Origin of the sequence: Pseudomonas sp. B19(2017), from assembly GCF_002113165.1 — a bacterium.
Classification (GTDB): domain Bacteria; phylum Pseudomonadota; class Gammaproteobacteria; order Pseudomonadales; family Pseudomonadaceae; genus Aquipseudomonas.
Genome location: NZ_NEJR01000006.1, coordinates 185,217 through 206,850, shown reverse-complemented (window position 1 = coordinate 206,850; position 21,634 = coordinate 185,217). Strand labels below are relative to the sequence as shown.

The following is a 21,634-nucleotide window of genomic DNA, read 5'->3' as shown; positions in this document are numbered from 1 at the left end:
CAAGGAATCCCCATGAATGCAGCATTGAACAAAGGCCCGGCGCAGCGCGCGCCGTCCTACTACAGCGCCACCCTCAACGACCACACCGAGTACCCGCAACTCAAGGGCACGGTACAGGTGGATGTGGCGATCATCGGCGGCGGCTTCACCGGCGTGGCCACGGCGGTGGAACTGGCCGAGCGTGGCCTGAAGGTGGCCATCGTCGAAACCAACCGCATCGGCTGGGGTGCCAGCGGGCGCAACGGCGGCCAGGTCACCGGCAGCCTGTCGGGCGACGAAGCCATGCGCTCGCAGATGCGCAACCGCCTGGGTGCCGAGGTCGATGACTTCATCTGGCACCTGCGCTGGCGCGGGCACCAGGTGATCGAGCAGCGCGTGGCGCGCTACGGCATCGACTGCGACCTCAAGCGCGGCCACCTGCATGCGGCGATGAAGCCCTCGCACATGGACGAATTGCGCGCTTTCGAGGCCGAGGCCCGGCGGCGCGGCATGGGCGAGCAGGTGCAACTGCTGGACCGCGATGGCATGGCCGAGCACCTGCAAAGCCCGCTGTACCTGGGCGCGCTGAAGAACCTGCGCAACCTGCACCTGCACCCGCTCAACCTGTGCCTGGGCGAGGCCCGTGCTGCCCATGGCCTGGGGGCGCTGATTTTCGAGAACTCCGAAGTACTGGACATCGTCCACGGCCCACACCCGGCGGTGGTCACCGCCCACGGCCGGGTCGAAGCGCGTCAGGTGATGCTGGCCGGCGATGTGTACCACAAGCTGGAGAAGCGCCAGCTCAAGGGCAAGATCTTCCCCGCCATGGGCGGCATCGTCACCACCGCGCCGCTGGGGGAACTGGCCGAGCAGATCAACCCGCAGGACCTGGCGGTGTACGACTGCCGCTTCGTGCTCGACTACTACCGCCTGACCGCCGACAAGCGCCTGCTGTTCGGCGGTGGCGCCAACTATTCCGGCCGTGACTCACGGGATATCGAAGGCGAACTGCGCCCGTGCATCGAACGCACCTTCCCGGCATTGAAAGGCGTGCCGATCGAGTTCCAGTGGAGCTGCGCCATGGGCATCGTGGTCAACCGCATCCCGCAGTTGGGCAAGCTGTCGGACAACGTGTGGTACTGCCAGGGCTATTCGGGGCACGGGATTGCTACCAGCCACATCATGGGCGAGATCATGGCCGAGGCGCTGACCGGAACACTGGAAAAGTTCGACACCTTTGCCCAGTGCAAGCATGTGCGGGTGCCGATGGGGGATCTGCTGGGGAACCCGCTGTTGGCGGCGGGGATGTGGTACTACCAGATGCTGGAGAAATTGCGCTGAAGCATTCGCGGGCACGCCCGCTCCCACAGGTACAACGCAGCCCTCTAGCTCGGCGCAATACCTGTGGGAGCGGGCGTGCCCGCGAAGAGGTCAGTGAGGTCGATCAGGCGATCTTCTTCAGGCCCTGCTTCTTCAGCTCTTCATCGCGCAGTTCGCGGCGCAGGATCTTGCCCACGTTGGTGGTCGGCAGCGCATCACGGAACTCGATCTGGCGCGGGACCTTGTAGCCAGTGACGTTGGCGCGCATGTGTTCCATCACCTGCTCCTTGGTCACGGTCATGCCCGGCTTGACCACGATGAACACCTTGATCACTTCACCGGACTTCTCGTCCGGCACGCCGATGGCTGCACATTGCAGCACGCCCGGCAGGGCCGCCAGCACATCCTCCAGCTCGTTGGGGTACACGTTGAAACCCGAGACCAGGATCATGTCCTTCTTGCGGTCGACAATGCGCATGTAGCCGTCCGGCTGGATCACGGCGATATCACCGGTCTTCAGCCAGCCATTGCTGTCGAGGATCTCGGCGGTTGCCTCTTCGCGCTGCCAGTAGCCCTTCATCACCTGAGGGCCCTTGATGCACAGCTCACCCACTTCGCCCAGCGGCAATTCGTTGCCGGCGTCATCGATAACCTTGCACAGGGTCGAGGGTACCGGAATACCGATGGTGCCGACCTGGTTGGCCTCCGACGGGTTCACTGCAGCCACCGGGCTGGTCTCGGTCATGCCATAGCCCTCGCAGATGGCGCAGCCGGTCACCGCCTTCCAGCGCTCGGCCACGCTCAGCTGCAAGGCCATGCCGCCGGACAGGGTGATCTTCAGCGCCGAGAAGTCCAGGGCACGGAACGCCTCGTTGTTGCACAGGGCAACGAACAGGGTGTTGAGGCCGACGAAGCCGCTGAACTTCCACTTGCCCAGTTCCTTGACCATGGCCGGCAGGTCACGCGGGTTGCTGATCAGCACGTTGTGGTTGCCGATCAGCATCATTGCCATGCAATGGAAGGTAAAGGCGTAGATGTGGTACAGCGGCAGCGGGGTGATGAGGATTTCGCAGCCTTCGTGCAGGTTGGAGCCCATCAGCGCACGGCACTGCAGCATGTTGGCCACCAGGTTGCGGTGCGTCAGCATCGCGCCCTTGGCCACGCCGGTGGTGCCACCGGTGTACTGCAGCACCGCCACGTCGTTGGCCTGCGGGTTGGCCTCGGTCACCGGCTGGCCCTTGCCAAGCGCCAGTGCGTCGTTGAAGCGTACGGCACGCGGCAGGTTGTAGGCCGGTACCATCTTCTTCACGTACTTGATCACGCTGTTGATCAGCAGGCGCTTGAGCGGCGGTAGCAAGTCGGCCACTTCGGTGACGATGACGTGCCTGACCTGGGTCTTGGGCACCACCTTCTCGGCCAGGTGGGCCATGTTGGCCAGGCACACCAGGGCCTTGGCGCCCGAGTCGTTGAACTGGTGTTCCATTTCCCGCGCTGTGTACAGCGGGTTGGTGTTGACCACGATCAGCCCGGCACGCATGGCACCGAACACCGCCACCGGGTACTGCAGTACGTTAGGCAGCTGCACGGCAATGCGGTCACCCGGCTTGAGGTCGGTATGCTGCTGCAGCCAGGCGGCAAACGCCCCCGACAGCGCATACAGCTCGCCATAAGTGATAGTCTTGCCCAGGTTGCTAAAGGCCGGTTTGTCGGCAAAGCGTTGGCAGGATTGCTTGAGTACCGCCTGGATATTGGGGAATTCGTCAGGATTGATTTCCGCCGTAATCCCGGCTGGGTACTTATCCTTCCAAAAATGTTCGATCATGGAAGCCCACTCCTTCAGCAACAGCGAAGTTCGATTCACGCGTCGATGCGCTTATTATTGATATGAGATGACGGCTCGTTGCAAACCGGATCACCTGAAAGCGGGCCGAGAGTAACAGCTTTGCCAGGGGTCGCCTAGAGGCCAAAACAGGCTTCGCGGTCACAAAAATGACTCAATGAACAATACAGGTCATTTTTAGAGTATTTATCCAAAATGTCGCAGAACGGGCTATAAACTGCCTGTTAGAGCGATTTCCCGGCATTCGCGGGCTCGCCCGCTCCCACAGGGACGTCACAGTTCTTGAATGCTGTGCAGTACTTGTGGGAGCGGGCAAGCCCGCGAAGAAGCCAACCCGGAATCAAGCGATGTCGCGCAGCTCCCGCCGCAGGATCTTGCCCACCGGCGTCATCGGCAGCGATTCGCGCAGCACGATGTGCTTGGGTACCTTGTAGCCAGTGAAGTTGGCCTTACAGTAGGCCTTCAGCTCCTCCACGCTCAGCCCGCCCTCGCGCGGCACCACGAACAGCTTCACCGCCTCGCCGGAACGCTCGTCCGGCACGCCGATGGCCGCACAGTTGGCAACCTTGGGATGGCCCATCACCACGTCCTCGATCTCGTTGGGGTACACATTGAAACCCGAGACGATGATCATGTCTTTCTTGCGGTCGACGATGCGGGTGAAGCCGTCCGGGTCGATCACCGCGATGTCGCCGGTCTTGAACCAGCCCTCCGCATCCAGGGCCTGGGCCGTGGCCTCGGGCTGCTGCCAGTAGCCTTTCATCACCTGCGGCCCCTTGATGCACAGCTCGCCCCGCTCGCCCAGCGGCAGCTCGTTGCCGTCGTCGTCGATCACCTTGAAGGCGGTGCCCGCCACCGGGATGCCCACCGTGCCCAGGCGCGCCAGCTGGCCATAGGGGTTGGTGCTGGCCACCGGCGAGGTTTCGGTCAAGCCGTAGCCCTCGACGATGCGGCAACCGGTAAGCGCCTCCCAGCGCTCGGCCGTGGCCTTGACCAGTGCGGTGCCACCGGAGTTGGTGACCTTCAGCGCCGAAAAATCGAGCTGGCGGAAGCCCGGATGATCCATCAACGCGACGAACAGCGTGTTCAGGCCCAGCAAGGCGGAGAAACGCCATTTGCCCAGCTCCTTGATGAAGCCGGAAATATCCCGTGGGTTGGTGATCAGCACGTTGTGGTTGCCGGTGACCATCATGCACATGCAGTTCGCGGTAAAGGCATAGATGTGATACAGCGGCAGCGGCGCGATCATCACCTCCTGGCCTTCCTTGATCAGCTTCTGCCCGTCCGGCCCGTGCTGCGAGAAACAGGCCAGCACCTGCAGCATGTTGGCCACCAGGTTGCCGTGGGTGAGCATGGCGCCCTTGGCCAGGCCGGTGGTGCCGCCGGTGTATTGCAGCACGGCCGTGTCGTCCAGGCTGAGCGGCACCGGCTTGTGCGACAGCTCGCGGCCCTGGCGCAGCACCTGCTTGAACGACACCGCCTGGGGCAGCTGGTAGGCCGGCACCATCTTCTTCAGCTTGTCGACCACGGTGTTGACCAGCCAGCCCTTGGCGGTGGGCAGCATGTCGCCCATCTTCGCCTCGATCAGGTACTCGATGCCGGTATCGGGCAACACCTCCTGCACGCGCTTGCCGAACATGTTCAGGTACACCAGCGCACGCGCGCCGCTGTCCTTGAACTGGTGGCGCATCTCGCGCTCGGTATACAGCGGATTGGTGTTGACCACGATCAGGCCTGCGCGCAGGGCACCGAACACGGCGATGGGGTATTGCAGCACGTTGGGCATCTGCACCGCGATGCGGTCCCCCGGGTTGAGGTCGGTATGCTGCTGCAACCAGGCCGCGAAGGCCGCCGAATGGCGTTCCAGCTCGGCGTAGTTCAGGGTCACGCCCAGGTTGCTGAAGGCCGGGCGGTCGGCGAAGCGTTTACAGGAGCGCTCGAACACCTCGACGACCGAGGTGTAGGCATTGATGTCGATGGTCGAAGGCACGCCCGCCGGGCGCTTGTCATTCCAGAAGTCGGCTTGCATTTATTATTGTTCCTCTGCCTGGACCTGCTGTGAGTCCTGTAGTCCTTTCACCTGCCCGCCCGAAAGCGAAAAGGCGTTGATCCGACGTTAGCAGGTAAGCCCGAGGTGGCATATACGCCAAGTGCCGCCATTAACATTGTGAATCTTATTTGTGCCCTTCCTGCAATCCGCCCGGTTGTGCATACACTGTCCGGGTACCTGTGCGCACAAGGACCCGCCATGCCTCACGACGCCTTCTGGCTGCCCGCCAGCGAGCACTGCAGCCTGTATGTGCACCAATGGTTGCCGGCCAAACCGGTAAAAGCCGTGGTGCTGCTGGCCCACGGCATGGCCGAGCATGCCGGGCGCTACCAGCACCTGGGCCATGCCCTGAGCGAGGCCGGCTTCGCCTTGTTCGCTGCCGACCAGCGCGGCCACGGGCGCACCGCCGAACTGGGCAGCCTCGGCCTGTTCGCCCGCCATCATGGCTGGAATGCCGTGGTCAACGACCTCGGGCTGCTGGCCCAGCACATCGGCCAGCAATACCCGTGTACGCCGCTGTTCCTGTTTGGCCACAGCATGGGCAGCTACATTGCCCAGGCCTACCTGCTGCACCACAGTGGCAGCCTGCATGGGGCGATCCTCAGCGGCTCCAACTACCAGCCGGCGGTGCTGTACCGCGTAGCGCGGCTGATTGCCCGGCTGGAGGCCTGGCGCCAGGGGCCATTGGGCAAGAGCGCGCTTATCGAGTGGTTGTCGTTCGGCTCGTTCAACAAGGCCTTCAAGCCCAATCGCACAGCGTTCGACTGGCTCAGCCGCGACCCGGCGCAGGTCGACCTGTACGTCAACGACCCACTGTGCGGCTTTCGCTGCAGCAACCAGTTATGGCTCGACCTGCTGCAAGGCTTGGCGCAAATCAGCCAGCCGAGTAACCTCGCGCAGATCGATCCGAACCTGCCACTGCTGGTGATCGGTGGTAAATGTGATCCGGTCAGCGCCGGCAAGCGTCTCACCCACCTGGCCGACGCTCTGCGCGCGACCGGCAATCGACATGTACAGCTGCGCGTCTACCCCGAGGCGCGGCATGAAGTGCTCAACGAACTCAATCGAGACGAGGTCACCGGCGATATTCTCGCCTGGCTCGAACAGGCGCTGGCCCTTGGCCGGCCTGCCCGCAGCGAATGATAGGCGCCCTCGCCCGCCCTTTAAGGAAGCCCCGATGACCCAGGTCACCAACACGCCCTACGAAGCCCTCGAAGTCGGCCAGAAGGCCGAATACAAGAAGTCCGTTGAAGAACGCGACATCCAGCTGTTCGCCGCGATGTCCGGTGACCACAACCCGGTGCACCTGGACGCCGAGTTCGCTGCCAGGAGCATGTTCCGCGAGCGCATTGCCCACGGCATGTTCAGCGGTGCGCTGATCAGTGCTGCAGTGGCCTGCACCTTGCCCGGCCCTGGCACCATCTATCTGGGCCAGCAAATGAGCTTTCAGAAGCCGGTGAAAATTGGCGATACCCTGACCGTACGCCTGGAAATCCTCGAGAAGCTGCCCAAGTTCAAGGTGCGCATCGCCACCAATGTGTTCAACCAGAATGATGAGCTGGTGGTCCAGGGCGAGGCCGAGATCCTGGCGCCGCGCAAGCAGCAGACCGTCGAGCTGGTGTCGCCGCCGAATTTTGTCGCTAGCTGAAAAGTGATGTAAGCAGTACCGGCCTCTTCGCGGGCACGCCCGCTCCCACAGGTTTTTCGCTGGATTGAAGACTATGCAATCCCTGTGGGAGCGGGCGTGCCCGCGAAGAGGCCGGCACAGCCAACATCATTCGATAGCCTGCAACCGCCGCTCGATATGCCTGCGCTCCGGCTCCTGCCGGGTCAGCGCCAGCGCCTGCCGCCAGGCCGCACGCGCCTGCTCCACATGCCCCAGCTGGTAATACAGCTCGGCCCGCGCCGCATGGGCCAGGTGATAGTCCAGCAGTTCACCCCGCGCCAGAATCCCTTCGACCTCTCGCAGGCCAGCCTCCGGCCCATCCCGCTTCGCCAGCGCCACGGCCCTGTTCAGCTCTACCACGGCCGACGGCCAATGCCGCTGCAGCACGTCATACAGCCCGACGATCTCCGCCCAGTCGGTCGCTTCGGCGGTCGCTGCTTCGGCATGCACCGCAGCAATCGCCGCCTGCACGGTATAGGCACCGAACGCCCGGCTTTGCAGGGCCTGGCGCACCAGTTCGCAACCCTCTTCAATGCGTTGCCGGTCCCACAGGCTACGGTCCTGCTGCTCGAGCAGTACCAGATTGCCCTGGCCATCGGTACGCGCCCGCTGCCGGGATGCTTGCAGCAACATCAAAGCCAACAGGCCACGCGCCTCCGGGTCGGGTAGCAACTGCACCAGCAGCCGCGCCAGGCGAATGGCTTCGTCGCTCAGTTCCTGTTGCAACAGCGCCTCGCCCGATGACGCCGAATAGCCCTCGTTGAACACCAGGTAGATCACCCGCAGCACGCTCTCCAGGCGCTCGGGCAATTCGCTCAGCTCCGGCACCTGATAAGGGATGCCGGCATCGCGGATCTTGGCCTTGGCACGCACGATGCGCTGGGCGATGGTAGCCGGGCTCTGCAGGAAAGCGCGGGCGATCTGCTCGGTGGTCAGGTCGCACACTTCACGCAGGGTCAGCGGCACCTGGGCATCGGCGGACAAGGCCGGGTGGCAGCAGGTGAAGATCAGCCGCAGGCGGTCATCGGCCAGCAGCTCTTCTTCACTTGGGTCCTGCGCCTGGCCATCGAGCAGCATGCTCAGGTCCGCCTGGGAACGGTCGAAACGGGCGCGCCGGCGCAGCGCATCGATGGCCTTGAAGCGGCCGGTGGACACCAGCCACGCCCTCGGGTTATCGGGAATACCGTCGCGCTGCCAGCGCTCTACGGCGATGAAGAAGGCGTCGTGCATGGCCTCCTCGGCCAGGTCAAAATCACCCAGCAGGCGGATCAGCGTCGCCAGGATGCGCCGCGACTCGCGCCGGTAGACCGCCTCGACCTCGGCACGTACTTGCGCCAGTGGCGTCATCAGTCGGGCATCCGCTGGGTCACCACCTCCACCAGGCGGTCCAGGCTTTCTCCCCAGCCCTGGTGAAAGCCCATTTCCTCATGGGCACGGCAGTCGGCGGCATTCCAGTGCCAGGCGCGGGCGGTGTAGCGGGTTTTGCCCTGCTCCTCGTCAAAACTGATCACGGCAGTCATGAAGGCCTTGTCCGAAGGCACCCAGCCCGGGCCGAAGGCATCGGTGAACACCAACCGACGCGGCGCGGCGATTTCCAGGAACACGCCCTGGTTCGGGTACTCGCTGCCATCCGGCGCCCGCATCAGGGTGCGGAACAGGCCACCGATCCACAACTGCATCTCGCACTCCGGGGTGGTCATGCCGTGCGGCCCCCACCACTGCATCAGCCACTGGGGGTCGGTCCAGGCGCGGAACACCTTGGCCGGAGGCGCGTCGATCAGGCGGCTGATGGACAACTCGTGTTGCGCTTGCGCGGGGTGTGCAAGGCTCATGCTGGTAAGTCTCCGTTGCTGTCAGGGTTGCAGTTCGCGCACCGGCCGCACCTCGACACTGCCGACCCGTGCGGCGGGGATGCCCTTGGCGATGTTCAGTGCCTCGTTCAGGTCGCGGGCCTCCACCAGGTAAAACCCCGCCAGTTGCTCCTTGGTCTCGGCGAACGGGCCATCGGTCAGGCTCATGTGCCCGTTACGCATGCGCACGGTGGTGGCGGTCTGCACCGGCTTCAGCGCCTCGGCTGCCAGCATTCGCCCGGAACCCTGGATGGATTCGGCGTACGCCATGCATTCGGCGTCTTCCGGGCTGTCGGGCAGGCTGTGCAGCAGCCCCTCGTCACAATAGACCAGGCACAGGTATTTCATGATTGCCTCCAGGGCATTGGCAAAGTGCGTTTGGCGATAACGGCTCAGGGCTTGAGATCGAACAGGGCTTTCTGGGTTTCCATGTCGAACGGCGCCGACCAGTGTTCGTGGATGATCTGCCACTGGCCACCCTGACGACGATAGCCCACGGTGGCGCGCATGAAGCCGCACTGGCTTTCATTGTCCGCCGGGCCACAGCGGTTCAGCCAGTGGGCCAGGGCCAGGTCGCCAGCGGCATGCACGGTCAGCTCGGCAAATTCGAAAACCATCGGGCCGGGGCACATGCCCATGCACATTTCCCAGTGCGCCTGGTAGGTGGCCTTGCCTTTGAATTGCAGGGACTGGATGGCATCGAAGGCGACGATGTCGTCGGCGTAGGGGGCGATGATGTTGGGGATGTCGCGGTCGCGCACGGCCTGCATCCAGCGCTCGATCAATTGGCGGATCTCGGTTTCGGCTGCGGTGCTCATCGGGGGTTCCTCCGACAGGTCATGGGTGGTTGGGCACGGGGTGCAACGTGCTTTCACCTATGGTCGAACGGGGGACGGCGGAATCGACAGGCAGCGGAAACTATTCTGCATGGGTGATGGCAGAATACCCGCGATAAACAACGAAAAAGCAGGCTGGTTCAGGCCATTGCGGCTTGTTCAAAGACCTCATCGGCCCACTGGTTGAGGCTTTTGCCGGCAGCACGGGCAGCAACACTCGCGGCGGCATGAACTTCGGGGCGGATACGCAGCATTACTTTGCCCGAGGCAGGTTTTTCCGGCGCAATGCCCTGCTCTGCACAATCGGCCAGGTAATCTTCCAGCGCATCGCGAAACGCCTCATGCAACTCGGGCACCGAGCTTGCGTGAAAACTGATGATGTCACGCATACCAAGCACACGGCCGACGAAGATATCGTCACGCGCGTCGTACTCGATACGGGCGGCGTAGCCTTTGTAGCGCATGCAACTCATATCCTGACTCCTGCCCGCAAGAGGAATTCACGGGCTCCTTCAATCTGATACCGCTTGGCTTCCTTGCCTGGATGAGGCCGATGGCATCTCCAGAATTGGCCACCAAGCACCAGCTTGCCCCTGGAACCTTGCCGCTCCAGCACCTCACCGCCAAGATGGAGTACCAATGCCTCGATCTCGGAGAAAGCCAACGACGCCGTGGCCGGCGTTCGGAAGATTGCGTCGAGGATTTTGCGGTATCGAGTGTTCATCGAAAAATGCTATCAAATAAAGATAGCACTTTTCCTCGATATTCATTCAGGATTTTTCTGTTGCTCGAACTGCAATACGGTTGATGACCCCGACGCCAGCAGGCCGTCGACGGGGCCATCAACACCAGGCAAGCGCCCGCTCAACCCTGCTGGCAACCCTCACCCATGGCCCGGTACTGGATGGTATGCACCTGGCCTTGATGGTCTTCGTAGGTCATGGTCGCAGGTACCACTTCGCAGACGTTGGGGATGGTCGACAGGTTGATCACCCGCTTGATGTCCAGGTTCATGGAGTAGTCGTACTGCTGGGCCACAGGCTCGCTGGAGACGGGTTTGGCCTCATCGGCGAGGGCGAACGAGGACATACCGACCAATGCAAGAATCAGTAATGGTTTCATGTGTGTTTGCCTTTTGAGCATTCAAGCTGATCGATCGACTTCTATTGCCGTAACCGGCGCGGAGAAGTTGCCATCTGCGGTGAAGATGGCACGAAGTACCGATCCCGCTTCGTACTGCCAGTGGGGATGGGTAAAAGTCTACTCCTGGCCCGGAATAGTTGAACCCCGAACTCGGATATTCACCCTTGCCAGATATGCAACAATCTGCGACAAGATGACCAAAAAACCTCAGGCCAGAGCACCTGGTCGCATTTCAGGGTAGGACGCGCGATTTCTGAAAATGTGCACTGTTCGAAACTTTCGGACCCGGAACGCCGGCTGCTGGACAACTTTTACCGCCAGCACGGCTCACGCATGCGCGCTGCCGGCGAAGCTCAGCTGTGGGTAGCGCGAGGCCCGGGCATCATCGCGGGCCTGAGCCTGAGCGCGGTGGACGATGGCGTCTGGCTGACCGGGTTGTTCGTCGACCCGCAGCGACGCAGCCAGGGGGTGGCCGGGCGGTTGGTCGCGGCGGCGCTGGCGCAGGCTGGCGGGCCCACCTGGCTGTTCTGCCACCCGGACCTCACGCCGTTCTACCAGCGCCTGGGCTTCGACATGGCTCTGCAGCTGCCGCAAGCCCTGGCTGGCCGCCTGCAGCGCTACCAGCGCAGCAAGCGCCTGGTGGCCATGCAGCTAGGTCAGTCGTCGCTGGCGTCCAGCCCGGGGAACAGCACCTCGGTGTAGCCGAACCGGGAAAAGTCCTGGATGCGTGACGGGTACAGCCGGCCGATCAGGTGGTCGCATTCATGCTGCACCACCCGCGCATGGAAGCCGTCGGCAAAACGGTTGATCGGGTTGCCCTGGGGGTCGATGCCTTCATAGCAGATGTGCTTGAACCGAGGCACCACGCCGCGCAGGCCGGGCACCGACAGGCAGCCTTCCCAACCGTCCTCGATCTCGCTGGACGTTGGCGTGATGACCGGGTTGAGCAGGATGGTCTGCGGCACCGGTTCGGCATCCGGGTAACGCTCGCTGCGCTCGAAACCAAAGATCACCAGCTGCAGGTCGATGCCGATCTGTGGCGCGGCCAGGCCCACGCCGCCCACATGGCGCATGGTTTCGAACATGTCGTCGATCAGTTGCTGCAGTTCGGCGCTGCCGAGCATATGTTCGGGTACTGGCGGGGCGATGCGCAGCAGGCGTTCGTCGCCCATCTTGAGAATGTCTCGGATCATCGGGGGTTCGGCTCGGAAGATTGATGCTCGCTCGGTATAGGGTGCTCATGGCCCAGCACGGTAATGGTTTCGCCGGGCTTGTGCTCATCGACGTCCTTCTCGCCAGGGTTCTTGCCCTCGCTCGACATGTGCTCGATCACTGCGTTCATCTCCGCGCCCAGCAGCAAAACGGCGGCGGAGATATAGAAATACAGCAACAGCACGATGATTGCACCGATACTGCCGTACATTGCGTTGTAGTCGGCAAAGGTCTTCACGTAGTAGGCAAAGCCCAGCGACGCCAGGATCCACACCACCACCGCCAGCACCGAGCCCGGTGTGATGAAGCGGAATTCCTGCTTCACATCCGGCATCACGTAATAGATCAGCGCCACCGCCACCATCATCAGAATGATGATCGCCGGCCAGCGCAGAATGGTCCACACGGTGACGATCACCTCCTGCATGCCGACCTGGGCGGCGATCCACTCCATCACCTGCGGCCCCAGTACCATCAGCGCCGCAGCCACCAGCAGCATGCCGGCAATGCCCACGGTGTAGATGATCGACAATGGAATGCGTTTCCACACCGGGCGGCCCTCGGGCACGTCGTAGGCGGCGTTCATCGCGCTCATCATCAGGCGCACACCGGCTGATGCGGTCCACAAGGCAATCACGATACCCACCGACAACAGCCCGCCCTTGGACTGCTGCAACTGGTCGATCACCGGGTTGACCTGCTCCAGCGCCTGGGGAGGCAGCACCAGTTCCGATTGCAGGCGCAGCCAGGAGAAGAAGTCCGGCAGGTGCAGGAAGCCGATCAGGGCGATCAGGAACAGCAGGAACGGGAACAGCGAGAACAGCATCTGGTAGGCCAACGCGGATGCGTAGGTCGACATCTCGTCGTCTAGAAATTCCTTGACGGTGCGTACCAGCACGCGGTGCAGGGGCAGGCCGCGCAGGTCGGGGAAAATCATAGCGTCTCCTTTCGCCGCTTGATTCGTGAGTACCACGGGTAAGTCTAATAGACCGTGCCGTTACTGTGCTGATCCCGGCCATGCTGCAAGAATTTGCTTACGCCAGTACCGGCCTCTTCGCGGGCACGCCCGCTCCCACCGGTACTGCAGACTTAAAGCACCGTGCAGTACCTGTGGGACCGGGCGTGCCCGCGAAAAGGCCGGGACAGGATACTCACATCAAGGCTTCTTCACCGCGTCCTTCACGTTGCCCTTGATCTGTTGCCCCTCGCCCTTGAGCTCCTGAGCCTCGCCCTCGACCCGCAGCCGCTCGTTGTCGGTGACTTTGCCAACACCCTGCTTGACGTTGCCGATCGCTTCGTTGGCCAAGCCTTTCGCTTTGTCTTTGGTACCGCTCATGGCAAAACTCCTGAAATTGGGGACACGTGAACCGTGCCGACAATCGGTGGACCCAACACCTTCGCCAAGCGTTCCAACGGTTTTTTCGCCTTCGAACCGAGCGGCAAGGCAGCTGGCAAACCTTGCCCCGCCACCCGCCACCCCTCACAATGCAGGCCTTCATAGCGTCAACCCGCAGGAACCTGCATGAAACTCGACAAACCCGCCGCCATCGCCCGGCGCAACGAAGCACTGGCCCGCCCAGTGCTGACCAGCAGCAACACCCTGTTCGCCATTCTCGACCGCAAGCGCAACCTGTGGTGGTTCGAGGTGCCGGTGGCGCTGCTGCGCAAGGGCCAGCCCGACTGGGTAAACCTGCTGCTGCACACACCGGAAAGCGACGACCTGCAGCACCTCAAGGTGCCGACCAACTTCCTGCGCGCTCACCAGGAGCAAATGGAAGTGCGCAACCCCGGCAAGCGCCGCTCGACCATCAGCCTGGCCCTCAGCGCCGACCGCGACTCGCTGCTGCGCGACACCCGCCCCGGTGGCGAGCAGCTGGACTTCCGTACCTTCGTGCAGGCCTGATCAGGCCTTTTCGATGCGATCGTCATGGATGACGATGCGGCCCTGCTTGAACAACCCGCCAATGGCCTTCTTGAAGTTGCCCTTGCTGACGTTGAACAGCTTGCTGATCAGCGCCGGGTCGCTCTTGTCGCACACTCCCAGCACCCCGCCTTCGGCCTCCAGGCGCGCCATGATCTGCTCCTGCAGGTTGTCGGCCAGGGCAGCGCCCACCGGTTGCAGGCTCAGGGCGATCTTGCCGTCCGCGCGCACTTCCTTGATGAAACCCTTCTCGTGCATGCCCGAGCGCAGGAACTTGAACACCTCGTTCTTGTGGATCAGGCCCCAGTGGCGATTGTTGATGATCGCCTTGAAGCCCATCGGCGTTTCGCCGGCCACCAGCAGCTCGACCGGCTGGCCCACCTGGTAGTCCGCCGGGGTGTGGTCCAGGTAGCGGTCCAGGCGTGAGGTGGCTGTGATGCGGCGGGTGCGCTTGTCGAGGTACACATGTACCACGCAGTAGTCGCCGATCTTCAGCGGCCGCGCCTCTTCCGAATACGGCATCAGCAGGTCCTTTGACAGGCCCCAGTCGAGGAAGATGCCAGCACCGTTGATGTCCTTGACCTTGAGGCTGGCGAACTCGCCGACCTGCACCTTGGGCTTCTCGGTGGTGGCGATCAGCTGGTCTTCGCTGTCCAGGTAGATGAACACGTTCAACCAGTCATCGACCTCGGTTTCGGCGTTTTTCGGGATGTAGCGCCCAGGCAGCAGGATCTCGCCGTCGGCGCCGCCGTCCAGGTACAGGCCGAAGTCCACGTGTTTCACGATTTGCAAACTGTTGTAACGCCCAAGCAGAGCCATTTCCGATGTTCCTCAAGACAAGGCGGCTATTCTACACCTGAAGCCAGCGCGCCGCCCGACCGCTGATGCAGTGGAACCGTCAGCGTCCCCCTTGCGTCTACCGTCGGGCCAGCACCCGCAAGGAACAGCACATGCCGTTACGCCTGTCCAAAGCCCTGCTCATCGCCATTGGCTTCGCCCTGGCCCTCGCCGCCTGCAGCCGCATCGACCTGGCCTACCGCAACCTCGACCGCCTGGTGCCGTGGTCGCTGGGCGACTACCTGGCCATGAACAGCGAGCAGAAGGCCCTGCTGGACGACCGGCTGCGCGAGCACCTGGCCTGGCACTGCAAGACCCAGTTGCCTGGCTACCTTGACTGGCTGGACCGGATACGCGGCATGGTCGCCGACGACCAGGTGACCGACCAGGCCCTGCAGCAGCGCACCCACGAAGCCCGCGAGGCGATTGGCCGGGTGGCCGAGGCAATTACCCCGTCGGCTACCGAGTTGCTGCGCGGCATGAGCGATGCACAGGTGGCGGAAATGCGCGAAGCCTTCCGCGACGATATCGCCGAACGGCAGAAGCAGTATGTGGACACACCGTTGGCCAAACAGATCGCCCGCCGTGCCGAACGCATGGAGAAACGCCTGACGCCGTGGTTCGGCGAACTGACCGCAGTGCAGAGGCAGCGTGTGCAGGCCTGGTCCCAGGCGCTTGGCGACCAGAACCGCCAATGGATCGCCAACCGTGCGCACTGGCAGCAGCAACTGCTGCTGGCGATGAACCAGCGCAACGACGCCAGCTTCGAGCCGCGCCTGGCGACGTTGTTGCAACGCAAGGAGAGTTTGTGGACGCCGGCGTACCGGGCGGCGTATCAGAATACCGAGCAGCAGGCGCGCAGCTTGCTGGTGGACCTGGTGCGGCAGAGTACCCCGCAGCAGCGGCGGTTTCTGCAGGAACGGCTGGGCAAGGTGCGCACCGACTTCAGTGAATTGAAGTGCTTGAAGGGGTGAGGGTGAAAAGCAGGCCCGGCCTCTTCGCGGGCTTGCCCGCTCCCACAGGAACCCACTGCCCTCGATACCTGTGATGTACCTGTGGGAGCGGGCGAGCCCGCGAAGAGGCAGGGCCTGATATAACAAGATCACCGCCCCTTGCGCCGATACGGAAACACATCAATCACCTTCCCCTCACGAATCGCCGCCTGCAACCCCTTCCAGTAATCCGCGTCATACAGCTCTCCATGCAAGCGGCTGAACAACCGCCGCTGGCCGATGTCGGCGAACAGGAACGGCGGGAATTCCTCGGGGAACACGTCATGCGGCCCAATCGAGTACCAAGGCTCGCCCGACATCTCGTCCTCCGGGTAACGTGGCGGCGGGATATGGCGGAAATTAACCTCGGTCAGGAAGCTGATTTCGTCATAGTCATAGAACACCACCCGGCCATGGCGGGTAACGCCAAAATTCTTCAGCAGCATGTCGCCAGGGAAGATATTCGCCGCCGCCAGCTGCTTGATGGCCAGGCCGTAATCTTCCAGCGCCTCCAGCACCTGGCCCTCGCTGGCGTGCTCCAGATACAGGTTCAACGGCGTCATCCGGCGCTCGGTCCAGCAGTGGCGGATCAGCACCGTGTCACCTTCCAGCGCCACGGTCGATGGCGCCACCTCCAGTAGCTCGGCCAGGCACTCCGGCTCGAACTTGCTGCGCGGGAAACGAAAATCGGCGAATTCCTGGGTATCGGCCATGCGCCCGACGCGGTCGACGCTTTTTACCAGCCGGTACTTGTCGATCACCGTGGCGCGATCGACTGTCTTCGACGGAGAAAAGCGGTCCTTGATGATCTTGAACACGGTGTTGAAGCCCGGCAGGGTAAACACGCTCATGACCATGCCGCGCACCCCCGGCGCCATGACGAAGCGGTCGTCGCTGCTGGCCAGGTGGTTGATCAGCGCCCGGTAGAACTCCGACTTGCCGTGCTTGTAGAAACCGATCGAGGTGTACAGTTCGGCGATGTGCTTGCCCGGCAAGATGCGCTTGAGGAAGTTGACGAACTCCGCCGGCACCGGCACATCGACCATGAAGTACGAGCGGGTGAAGGAAAAGATGATCGACACCTCGGCCTCATCGGTGATCAGCGCATCGGCCTCGATACCGTGCCCTTCGCGGTGCAGCAGCGGGATGACCAGCGGCCACTGCTCGTCGCTGTTGAACAGCCGGCCAACCAGGTAGGCGCCCTTGTTGCGGTACAGCACCGGCGAAAACAGCTCCACCGCCAGGGTCGGGTCCTTGCATACCCAGTCCGGCAGGCAGTCGCGCAGTTGGTCTTCCAGGCGCGTCAGGTCGCCTTCCAGGTCGCCGTACGGCACATCGAACGGGTAATCAGTGAACACCGCCCGCAGCAGGCCCTTGAGCCCACCGTCAGGCCGATAGGTACGGGTTTGCGCGGCGCGCTCACGGCCGCGCATGGACGGTCGGGTGGTGTGGATGAACATGCAGCCGTCGCTGATCAAATCGTGGCTGAACAGGCTGCAGAACAGCGAGTTGTACCAGGTCTCGGACAGCTCGTCGTCCAGCCGTGGGTCGATCAGGTGGATATAGGCGTTTTTCACCAAGGGCCATTGCTCCACATCCAGCAGCACATCCTCGGCAAAGCCCTGGCGCAGCCAGCCGTTGACCTCGGCGACCTTTTCTTCATAGAGATTGATGCGGGCGGCGGAAGCACGCTGGATATCCTGCCAGTGCGCTTGCTCGAAGCGCTTGCGGGCACCGAGGGTGATGCGCTGGAAATGGTCGCGGTAGTCGTCGAAGCCGGCGAGGATCATCCGGGCGATTTCGATAGCTGGCCAGGGCTGGGGCATGCGAAGACCTCGGTGCGGTGTTGAGTTACAGAGCTTAGTCGCCTCTTGGTTTTTGCGGAGCCTGTGCCGGCCTCTTCGCGGGCTCGCCCGCTCCCACAGGATTACCACAGTGCCGAGCATTGCAGAGAACCTGTGGGAGCGGGCATGCCCGCGAAGAGGCCAGCACTGGTTTACACCGCAAGAAAGCACAAGAATCCCCAGCCCCCCTGACGTACACTCGCGCCCCTGCCCCGCCTCCGGAGACCGTCGTGAGCCCCATCGCCCTAGCCCGCCTGCTGACCCTTGCCGCCGTCTGGGGGGCGAGTTTCCTGTTCATGCGCATTATCGCCCCCGAGCTGGGCACGGTGCCGACGGCATTCTTCCGCGTGTCCATCGCCTGCCTCGGCCTGATCGCGCTGCTCGCCGCCGCCCGCGTGCGCTGGGATTTCAAGGGCAAGCTCGGGGCCTGCCTGGTGCTGGGCATGATCAACTCCGGCATCCCCGCCACCTTCTACTCCGTGGCCGCCCAGGTACTGCCTGCCGGCTACTCGGCAATCTTCAACGCCACCACGCCGCTGACGGGCGTACTGGTCGGCGCGCTGTTCTTCCGCGAACCGATGACCCTGGCCAAGCTCTGCGGCATATTCCTGGGCCTGTTCGGCGTCGGCATCCTCAGCGGCGCCGGCCCGGTGGCCCTGGACCTGGCATTGCTGCAAGGCGCCCTCGCCTGCCTGGCGGCCACCACCTGCTACGGCTTTGCCGGCTTCCTTGCCCGCCGCTGGGTCAGCGGCCTGGACAGCCGCCTGTCGGCACTGGGCAGCATGCTCGGCGCCACCCTGATGCTGAGCCCGCTGTTCGCCTGGAGCGCACTGAGCCAGCCACCGGCCAGCTGGGGCGGCTGGCAGGTGTGGCTGTCGCTGCTGGGCCTGGGCCTGCTGTGCACAGCGTTCGCCTACATTCTGTACTTCCGCCTGCTGGAGGAGATCGGCCCGGTCAAGGCCAGCACCGTGACCTTCCTGATCCCGGTATTCGGTGTATTGTGGGGGGCGTGGTTGCTGGACGAACCGTTGTCGATGGCGCACCTGTACGGCGGCCTGCTGATTGGCCTGGCATTGTGGCTGGTGCTGCGCCCGGCACGCAGCTGAAGCGGGTACACGATGAACGACGCATACAAAAAGGTGCTGTTCCGCCTGGAGCAGGATGAAAACGGTTACCCGCCGGCCTCGGTCGAAGGCCTGTGGGCCAAGGCCGTGGAAGGCGGCCATGCCGTCGACAATATTCCCTTCCATGTCTACGGTATCGCCCCGGGCGATGTGATCGGTACCCGTGAGGAAGCCGGCGAAACCTGGTTTACCGAACTGCGCCACAGCAGCGGCAGCTCGGTGTTCCGGGTTATCGTCAAGCCCCCGGAAACCCTGGACCAGGTGCGCGCGGCCTTGCACGACTTCGGCTGCAACTGCGAAACCGAGCAGGCAGTGAAGATGCTGGCGGTCGAGGTCCCGCCGCAGCGCTCGCTCGACACCTTGCTCTACTACCTGCTCACCCAGCGCGAAGCCGGCCTGCTGGACTTCGAGGAAGGCGTACTGCGCCACGCCATCCCCGAAGAGTTCCGCTAGGGTCTACGCCTCGGCCAGGCGCGCGGCGGGCTTGCGGAACACGAACAGCAGGCCCACCACGATCAGCCCCATGCCCAGCAGGCTGAGCGGCGCCAGGCGGTTGCCGAAGATCAGCAGGTCCATCACCGCGGTCACTGCCGGCACCAGGTAGAACAGGCTGGTGACATTGACCAGGTTACCCTTGGCGATCAGCCGGTACAGCAGCAGGGTCGCCAGCAGCGAGACCACCAGCCCCATCCACAGCAGCGCGCCGACGAAACCACCCGTCCACTCCACCTGCAGCGGCTGCAGCGGCGCGAACAGCGCGCACATGGCAAAGCCGGCCAGATATTGCAAAGGCAGCGTGCCCATGGGGTTGTCGGTGATGCGTTTCTGCAGGATCGAGCCGAAGGTCATGCTGGCCAACGCCAGCAAGGCGAACAGCATCCCCGCCAGCGACACCCCGCCCAGGTTGATGCCCTGGTAGACCACCATGATCAACCCGCCAAGCCCCAAGCCCAGGCCGAACAAGCGGCTCCAGGAGCGCTGGCGCTCCATCAGCACCACGGTCAGGATCGGTTGCACCCCCATCACCGTGGCCATCACGCCGGGTGTGACATGGGTGGCGAGCGCCAGCAGGTAGAAGATCTGATAGGCGCCGAGCAACACGCAGCCGGTGCCCAGGGCCCGCAGGATGGCCCCGCGACTGCGCGGCCAGCGCAGCCCCAGCAACGGGCCGATCAGCAGCAGGCCGGCCAGGGCCAGCGCCGAGCGCAACAGCAGGAAGGCGAACGGGCTGGCATGCGCCAGGCCCAGCTTGGAAACGATCGCCCCGCTGCTCCACAGCAGGACGAACAGGCTGGTAGTGGCCGCCGAGGCCACGGATGCTTTGCTAAGGACAGACATGTATTGCCACCTGAATATAAGGCGAATAAGCCAGACGGACGGCGTGCGCTTCAGCGTAGAAAGTCGCCGACCGTGTTCAGTAGGTTGCGTGTGCGAAGGGATGCGGCCAGAAGCCGATCAGCCCAGCACGACCACGCAAGGAGGCGGAGCTACGCCGCCTACGACGCCACTGACAGGTGGTGGTGGATAGTGACTGATCATCGCCGGCTGCTGGCAGCCACGCACGACCATGCCCGCGACTGGCGCGATGGCAAAGTGTGTGGTGGAAGGGCTGGCTGGCATGAACAGGTCTTCGGGAAGAGAACAGTGGGCTGGACTATAGCCCGGTGCCAGGCAGCTGGCAACCTCCCCAAACTCAACCTGGCGCATATCACCGTGGGGCAACTGTCCTGCTCAATCTCGAAGCTTCCGCGATCCCTGTGGGAGCGGGCGCGCCCGCGAACACCGGCGAAGCCGGTGCCATACACCGCGTTGCCTGCTTCGCGGGCACGCCCGCTCCCACAAGGGAGGGTGACATGCTTTCGAACATTGCTCCCTGTGCGACAGCGCAGCCCAAAGGGCTGGGCCATCTCCCACAGGGGTTTATGCAACCTTCAAGTTTTTGAGCAAGCCAGCCGCGACCATAGGGGCCGCGTCTCTATTGGTTAATTTTTCACCGCCCCGGCTCGTCTGAATGCGAAACGCAGCCCGCATTCACCCGTTTCGAGGAGCACCGATGAACGTATCTACCTGGCTCTGCCGGCCAGCCCAGATCACCTGCCTGCTGCTGGTCAGCGCCTACGCCCACGCCGCCAAGCCCGGCGACGTGTTCAAAGACTGCAAGGACTGCCCCGAGATGGTCGTGCTGCCCGCCGGCAGCTACGTGATGGGTGCCCCCGACGACGAAGTCGGCCGCCAGCCCGACGAGGGCCCGTTGCACACCGTGACCTTCGCCAGGCCCTTCGCCATGAGCCGCTACCAGGTGACCGCCGGCGAGCTGGACGCCTACATCAAGGCCACCGGCACCGTCATCAAGAGCGGCGACGACCGCCCAGGCCGCTGGTGCGAAGCCAGCAAGCCCAGCTACAAGCAGGGCCCCCGCCAACCAGCGGTGTGCGTCGACTACGACGAAGTGCAGGCCTACACCCGATGGCTGGCGAAAACCACCGGCAAGCCCTACCGCATGGTCAGCGAAGCCGAACGCGAATACGCCGCCCGCGGCGGCTCGACCGGCCCGTTCCCCTTCCCTTTCGACGAACCCGGCAAGTACGAAATCAGCAAGCACGCCAATACCTATGGCCCAAGGGATGGCTACACCTTCACCGCCCAGGTGGGCAGCTACCCGCCCAATGCCTTTGGCATGTACGACATGCACGGCAACGTCTACGAATGGGTCGCCGACTGCTACCACGAGAGCTACGAAGGCGCCCCCACCGACGGCAGCGCCTGGATCCAGGACCCCACGTGCATCCGCGCGCACATGCGTGGCAACGACTGGGGCGAGCCGCCAATCTTTTCCCGCTCGGCCAACCGCAACGACCGCCTCAAGACCACCCGCGGTGACTTCCTCGGCTTTCGCGTAGCACGCGAACTGTGAAGTTGTGACGCGGTTAACGCAGCACCGGCTAAAAAAATCGCCAATAAGAATCGTTCCGGTTTTTCACAGGTGCTGCGTCCTATAGCTGACATAGAAAAAAACCCCT

Annotated in this window: 25 protein-coding genes; 10 read left to right on the top strand and 15 right to left on the bottom strand. The window is 63.3% G+C overall.

All coding sequences use genetic code 11. The features are described 5' to 3' along the window. Positions 1-12: 12 nt before the first annotated feature. On the top strand, positions 13-1,320 hold the full coding sequence (locus CAF70_RS11610) for an FAD-binding oxidoreductase (protein WP_085623020.1): 1,308 nt from the start codon (positions 13-15) through the stop codon (positions 1,318-1,320). Between the two features lie 103 nt (positions 1,321-1,423). On the opposite strand, the gene fadD1 is transcribed toward CAF70_RS11610, so the two are convergent. After that, positions 1,424-3,121 (bottom strand): long-chain-fatty-acid--CoA ligase FadD1, encoded by a 1,698-nt coding sequence (gene fadD1 / locus CAF70_RS11605; RefSeq protein WP_085623018.1) that lies wholly within the window; start codon positions 3,119-3,121, stop codon positions 1,424-1,426. A 358-nt stretch (positions 3,122-3,479) separates the two neighbouring features. After that, entirely contained in the window at positions 3,480-5,168 is a 1,689-nt protein-coding gene (gene fadD2, locus CAF70_RS11600; RefSeq protein WP_085623016.1) for a long-chain-fatty-acid--CoA ligase FadD2, read from the bottom strand. Positions 5,169-5,387: 219 nt separating this feature from the next. On the opposite strand from fadD2, the gene CAF70_RS11595 reads away from it, so the two are divergent. After that, complete coding sequence (locus CAF70_RS11595) at positions 5,388-6,332, top strand: alpha/beta hydrolase (RefSeq protein ID WP_085623014.1); 945 nt, start codon at positions 5,388-5,390, stop codon at positions 6,330-6,332. Positions 6,333-6,366: 34 nt separating this feature from the next. Further along, positions 6,367-6,837 carry a MaoC family dehydratase gene (locus CAF70_RS11590; protein ID WP_085623012.1) on the top strand — a complete coding sequence of 157 codons (471 nt, stop codon included), beginning with the start codon at positions 6,367-6,369 and terminating at the stop codon, positions 6,835-6,837. Between the two features lie 126 nt (positions 6,838-6,963). Here the strand turns inward: CAF70_RS11590 and CAF70_RS11585 are convergent, their stop codons facing one another. The 5 genes from CAF70_RS11585 to CAF70_RS11565 form a co-directional block, all read right to left on the bottom strand. Then, positions 6,964-8,202 (bottom strand): RNA polymerase sigma factor, encoded by a 1,239-nt coding sequence (locus tag CAF70_RS11585; protein WP_085623010.1) that lies wholly within the window; start codon positions 8,200-8,202, stop codon positions 6,964-6,966. Then, positions 8,202-8,687 (bottom strand): SRPBCC family protein, encoded by a 486-nt coding sequence (locus CAF70_RS11580; protein ID WP_063912944.1) that lies wholly within the window; start codon positions 8,685-8,687, stop codon positions 8,202-8,204. The genes CAF70_RS11585 and CAF70_RS11580 overlap by 1 nt, the downstream gene beginning before the upstream one ends. Before the next feature lie 21 nt (positions 8,688-8,708). Next, positions 8,709-9,053 carry a YciI family protein gene (locus CAF70_RS11575; RefSeq protein WP_013973721.1) on the bottom strand — a complete coding sequence of 115 codons (345 nt, stop codon included), beginning with the start codon at positions 9,051-9,053 and terminating at the stop codon, positions 8,709-8,711. Positions 9,054-9,097: 44 nt separating this feature from the next. Then, on the bottom strand, positions 9,098-9,523 hold the full coding sequence (locus tag CAF70_RS11570; RefSeq protein WP_085623008.1) for a nuclear transport factor 2 family protein: 426 nt from the start codon (positions 9,521-9,523) through the stop codon (positions 9,098-9,100). Positions 9,524-9,681: 158 nt separating this feature from the next. Continuing rightward, the gene (locus CAF70_RS11565) at positions 9,682-10,014 is read right to left on the bottom strand and encodes a type II toxin-antitoxin system HicB family antitoxin (RefSeq protein WP_015271315.1); all 333 of its coding nucleotides are present in this window, start codon (positions 10,012-10,014) and stop codon (positions 9,682-9,684) included. A gap of 80 nt (positions 10,015-10,094) precedes the next feature. Between CAF70_RS11565 and CAF70_RS27575 the strand changes: the two genes are divergently transcribed. Continuing rightward, the gene (locus CAF70_RS27575; protein WP_158090318.1) at positions 10,095-10,349 is read left to right on the top strand and encodes a hypothetical protein; all 255 of its coding nucleotides are present in this window, start codon (positions 10,095-10,097) and stop codon (positions 10,347-10,349) included. Between the two features lie 56 nt (positions 10,350-10,405). On the opposite strand, the gene CAF70_RS11555 is transcribed toward CAF70_RS27575, so the two are convergent. After that, a complete protein-coding gene (locus CAF70_RS11555; RefSeq protein ID WP_003254632.1) occupies positions 10,406-10,663 on the bottom strand; it encodes a DUF2790 domain-containing protein in 258 nt (85 codons plus the stop codon). Between the two features lie 354 nt (positions 10,664-11,017). On the opposite strand from CAF70_RS11555, the gene CAF70_RS11550 reads away from it, so the two are divergent. Continuing rightward, on the top strand, positions 11,018-11,386 hold the full coding sequence (locus CAF70_RS11550) for a GNAT family N-acetyltransferase (protein WP_256573272.1): 369 nt from the start codon (positions 11,018-11,020) through the stop codon (positions 11,384-11,386). On the opposite strand, the gene def is transcribed toward CAF70_RS11550, so the two are convergent. From def to CAF70_RS11535, 3 genes are all read right to left on the bottom strand, one after another. After that, positions 11,341-11,877: a peptide deformylase gene (gene def / locus CAF70_RS11545; RefSeq protein WP_013973724.1), complete on the bottom strand. Its 537-nt coding sequence runs from the start codon at positions 11,875-11,877 to the stop codon at positions 11,341-11,343. The genes CAF70_RS11550 and def overlap by 46 nt on opposite strands. After that, complete coding sequence (locus CAF70_RS11540; RefSeq protein WP_085623004.1) at positions 11,874-12,833, bottom strand: YihY/virulence factor BrkB family protein; 960 nt, start codon at positions 12,831-12,833, stop codon at positions 11,874-11,876. The genes def and CAF70_RS11540 overlap by 4 nt, the downstream gene beginning before the upstream one ends. Before the next feature lie 219 nt (positions 12,834-13,052). Further along, positions 13,053-13,232 (bottom strand): CsbD family protein, encoded by a 180-nt coding sequence (locus CAF70_RS11535; protein ID WP_085623002.1) that lies wholly within the window; start codon positions 13,230-13,232, stop codon positions 13,053-13,055. Between the two features lie 186 nt (positions 13,233-13,418). On the opposite strand from CAF70_RS11535, the gene CAF70_RS11530 reads away from it, so the two are divergent. Further along, entirely contained in the window at positions 13,419-13,799 is a 381-nt protein-coding gene (locus tag CAF70_RS11530; RefSeq protein ID WP_085623000.1) for a hypothetical protein, read from the top strand. Here CAF70_RS11530 and CAF70_RS11525 read toward each other — a convergent pair whose 3' ends face one another. Beyond that, positions 13,800-14,636, bottom strand: coding sequence for a S1 RNA-binding domain-containing protein (locus CAF70_RS11525; RefSeq protein ID WP_085622998.1), 837 nt, complete (start codon positions 14,634-14,636; stop codon positions 13,800-13,802). Between the two features lie 131 nt (positions 14,637-14,767). On the opposite strand from CAF70_RS11525, the gene CAF70_RS11520 reads away from it, so the two are divergent. Further along, on the top strand, positions 14,768-15,628 hold the full coding sequence (locus CAF70_RS11520; RefSeq protein WP_085622996.1) for a DUF6279 family lipoprotein: 861 nt from the start codon (positions 14,768-14,770) through the stop codon (positions 15,626-15,628). A 128-nt stretch (positions 15,629-15,756) separates the two neighbouring features. On the opposite strand, the gene aceK is transcribed toward CAF70_RS11520, so the two are convergent. Beyond that, positions 15,757-17,472: a bifunctional isocitrate dehydrogenase kinase/phosphatase gene (gene aceK / locus CAF70_RS11515; RefSeq protein ID WP_085622994.1), complete on the bottom strand. Its 1,716-nt coding sequence runs from the start codon at positions 17,470-17,472 to the stop codon at positions 15,757-15,759. A gap of 248 nt (positions 17,473-17,720) precedes the next feature. Here aceK and CAF70_RS11510 point away from each other — a divergent pair, with 248 nt between their 5' ends. Both CAF70_RS11510 and CAF70_RS11505 read left to right on the top strand, forming a co-directional pair. Further along, a complete protein-coding gene (locus CAF70_RS11510) occupies positions 17,721-18,596 on the top strand; it encodes a DMT family transporter (RefSeq protein ID WP_085622992.1) in 876 nt (291 codons plus the stop codon). A 12-nt stretch (positions 18,597-18,608) separates the two neighbouring features. Next, positions 18,609-19,067, top strand: a complete 459-nt coding sequence (locus CAF70_RS11505; protein ID WP_085622990.1) for a DUF4265 domain-containing protein — start codon at positions 18,609-18,611, stop codon at positions 19,065-19,067. A gap of 3 nt (positions 19,068-19,070) precedes the next feature. Here CAF70_RS11505 and CAF70_RS11500 read toward each other — a convergent pair whose 3' ends face one another. Together CAF70_RS11500 and CAF70_RS27695 are read right to left on the bottom strand one after the other, a co-directional pair. Next, a complete protein-coding gene (locus tag CAF70_RS11500; protein WP_085622988.1) occupies positions 19,071-19,952 on the bottom strand; it encodes a DMT family transporter in 882 nt (293 codons plus the stop codon). A gap of 117 nt (positions 19,953-20,069) precedes the next feature. Then, positions 20,070-20,234, bottom strand: coding sequence for a hypothetical protein (locus CAF70_RS27695; protein WP_178076375.1), 165 nt, complete (start codon positions 20,232-20,234; stop codon positions 20,070-20,072). A 433-nt stretch (positions 20,235-20,667) separates the two neighbouring features. Between CAF70_RS27695 and CAF70_RS11490 the strand changes: the two genes are divergently transcribed. Continuing rightward, positions 20,668-21,528, top strand: coding sequence for a formylglycine-generating enzyme family protein (locus tag CAF70_RS11490; RefSeq protein ID WP_178076374.1), 861 nt, complete (start codon positions 20,668-20,670; stop codon positions 21,526-21,528). Positions 21,529-21,634 lie beyond the last annotated feature (106 nt).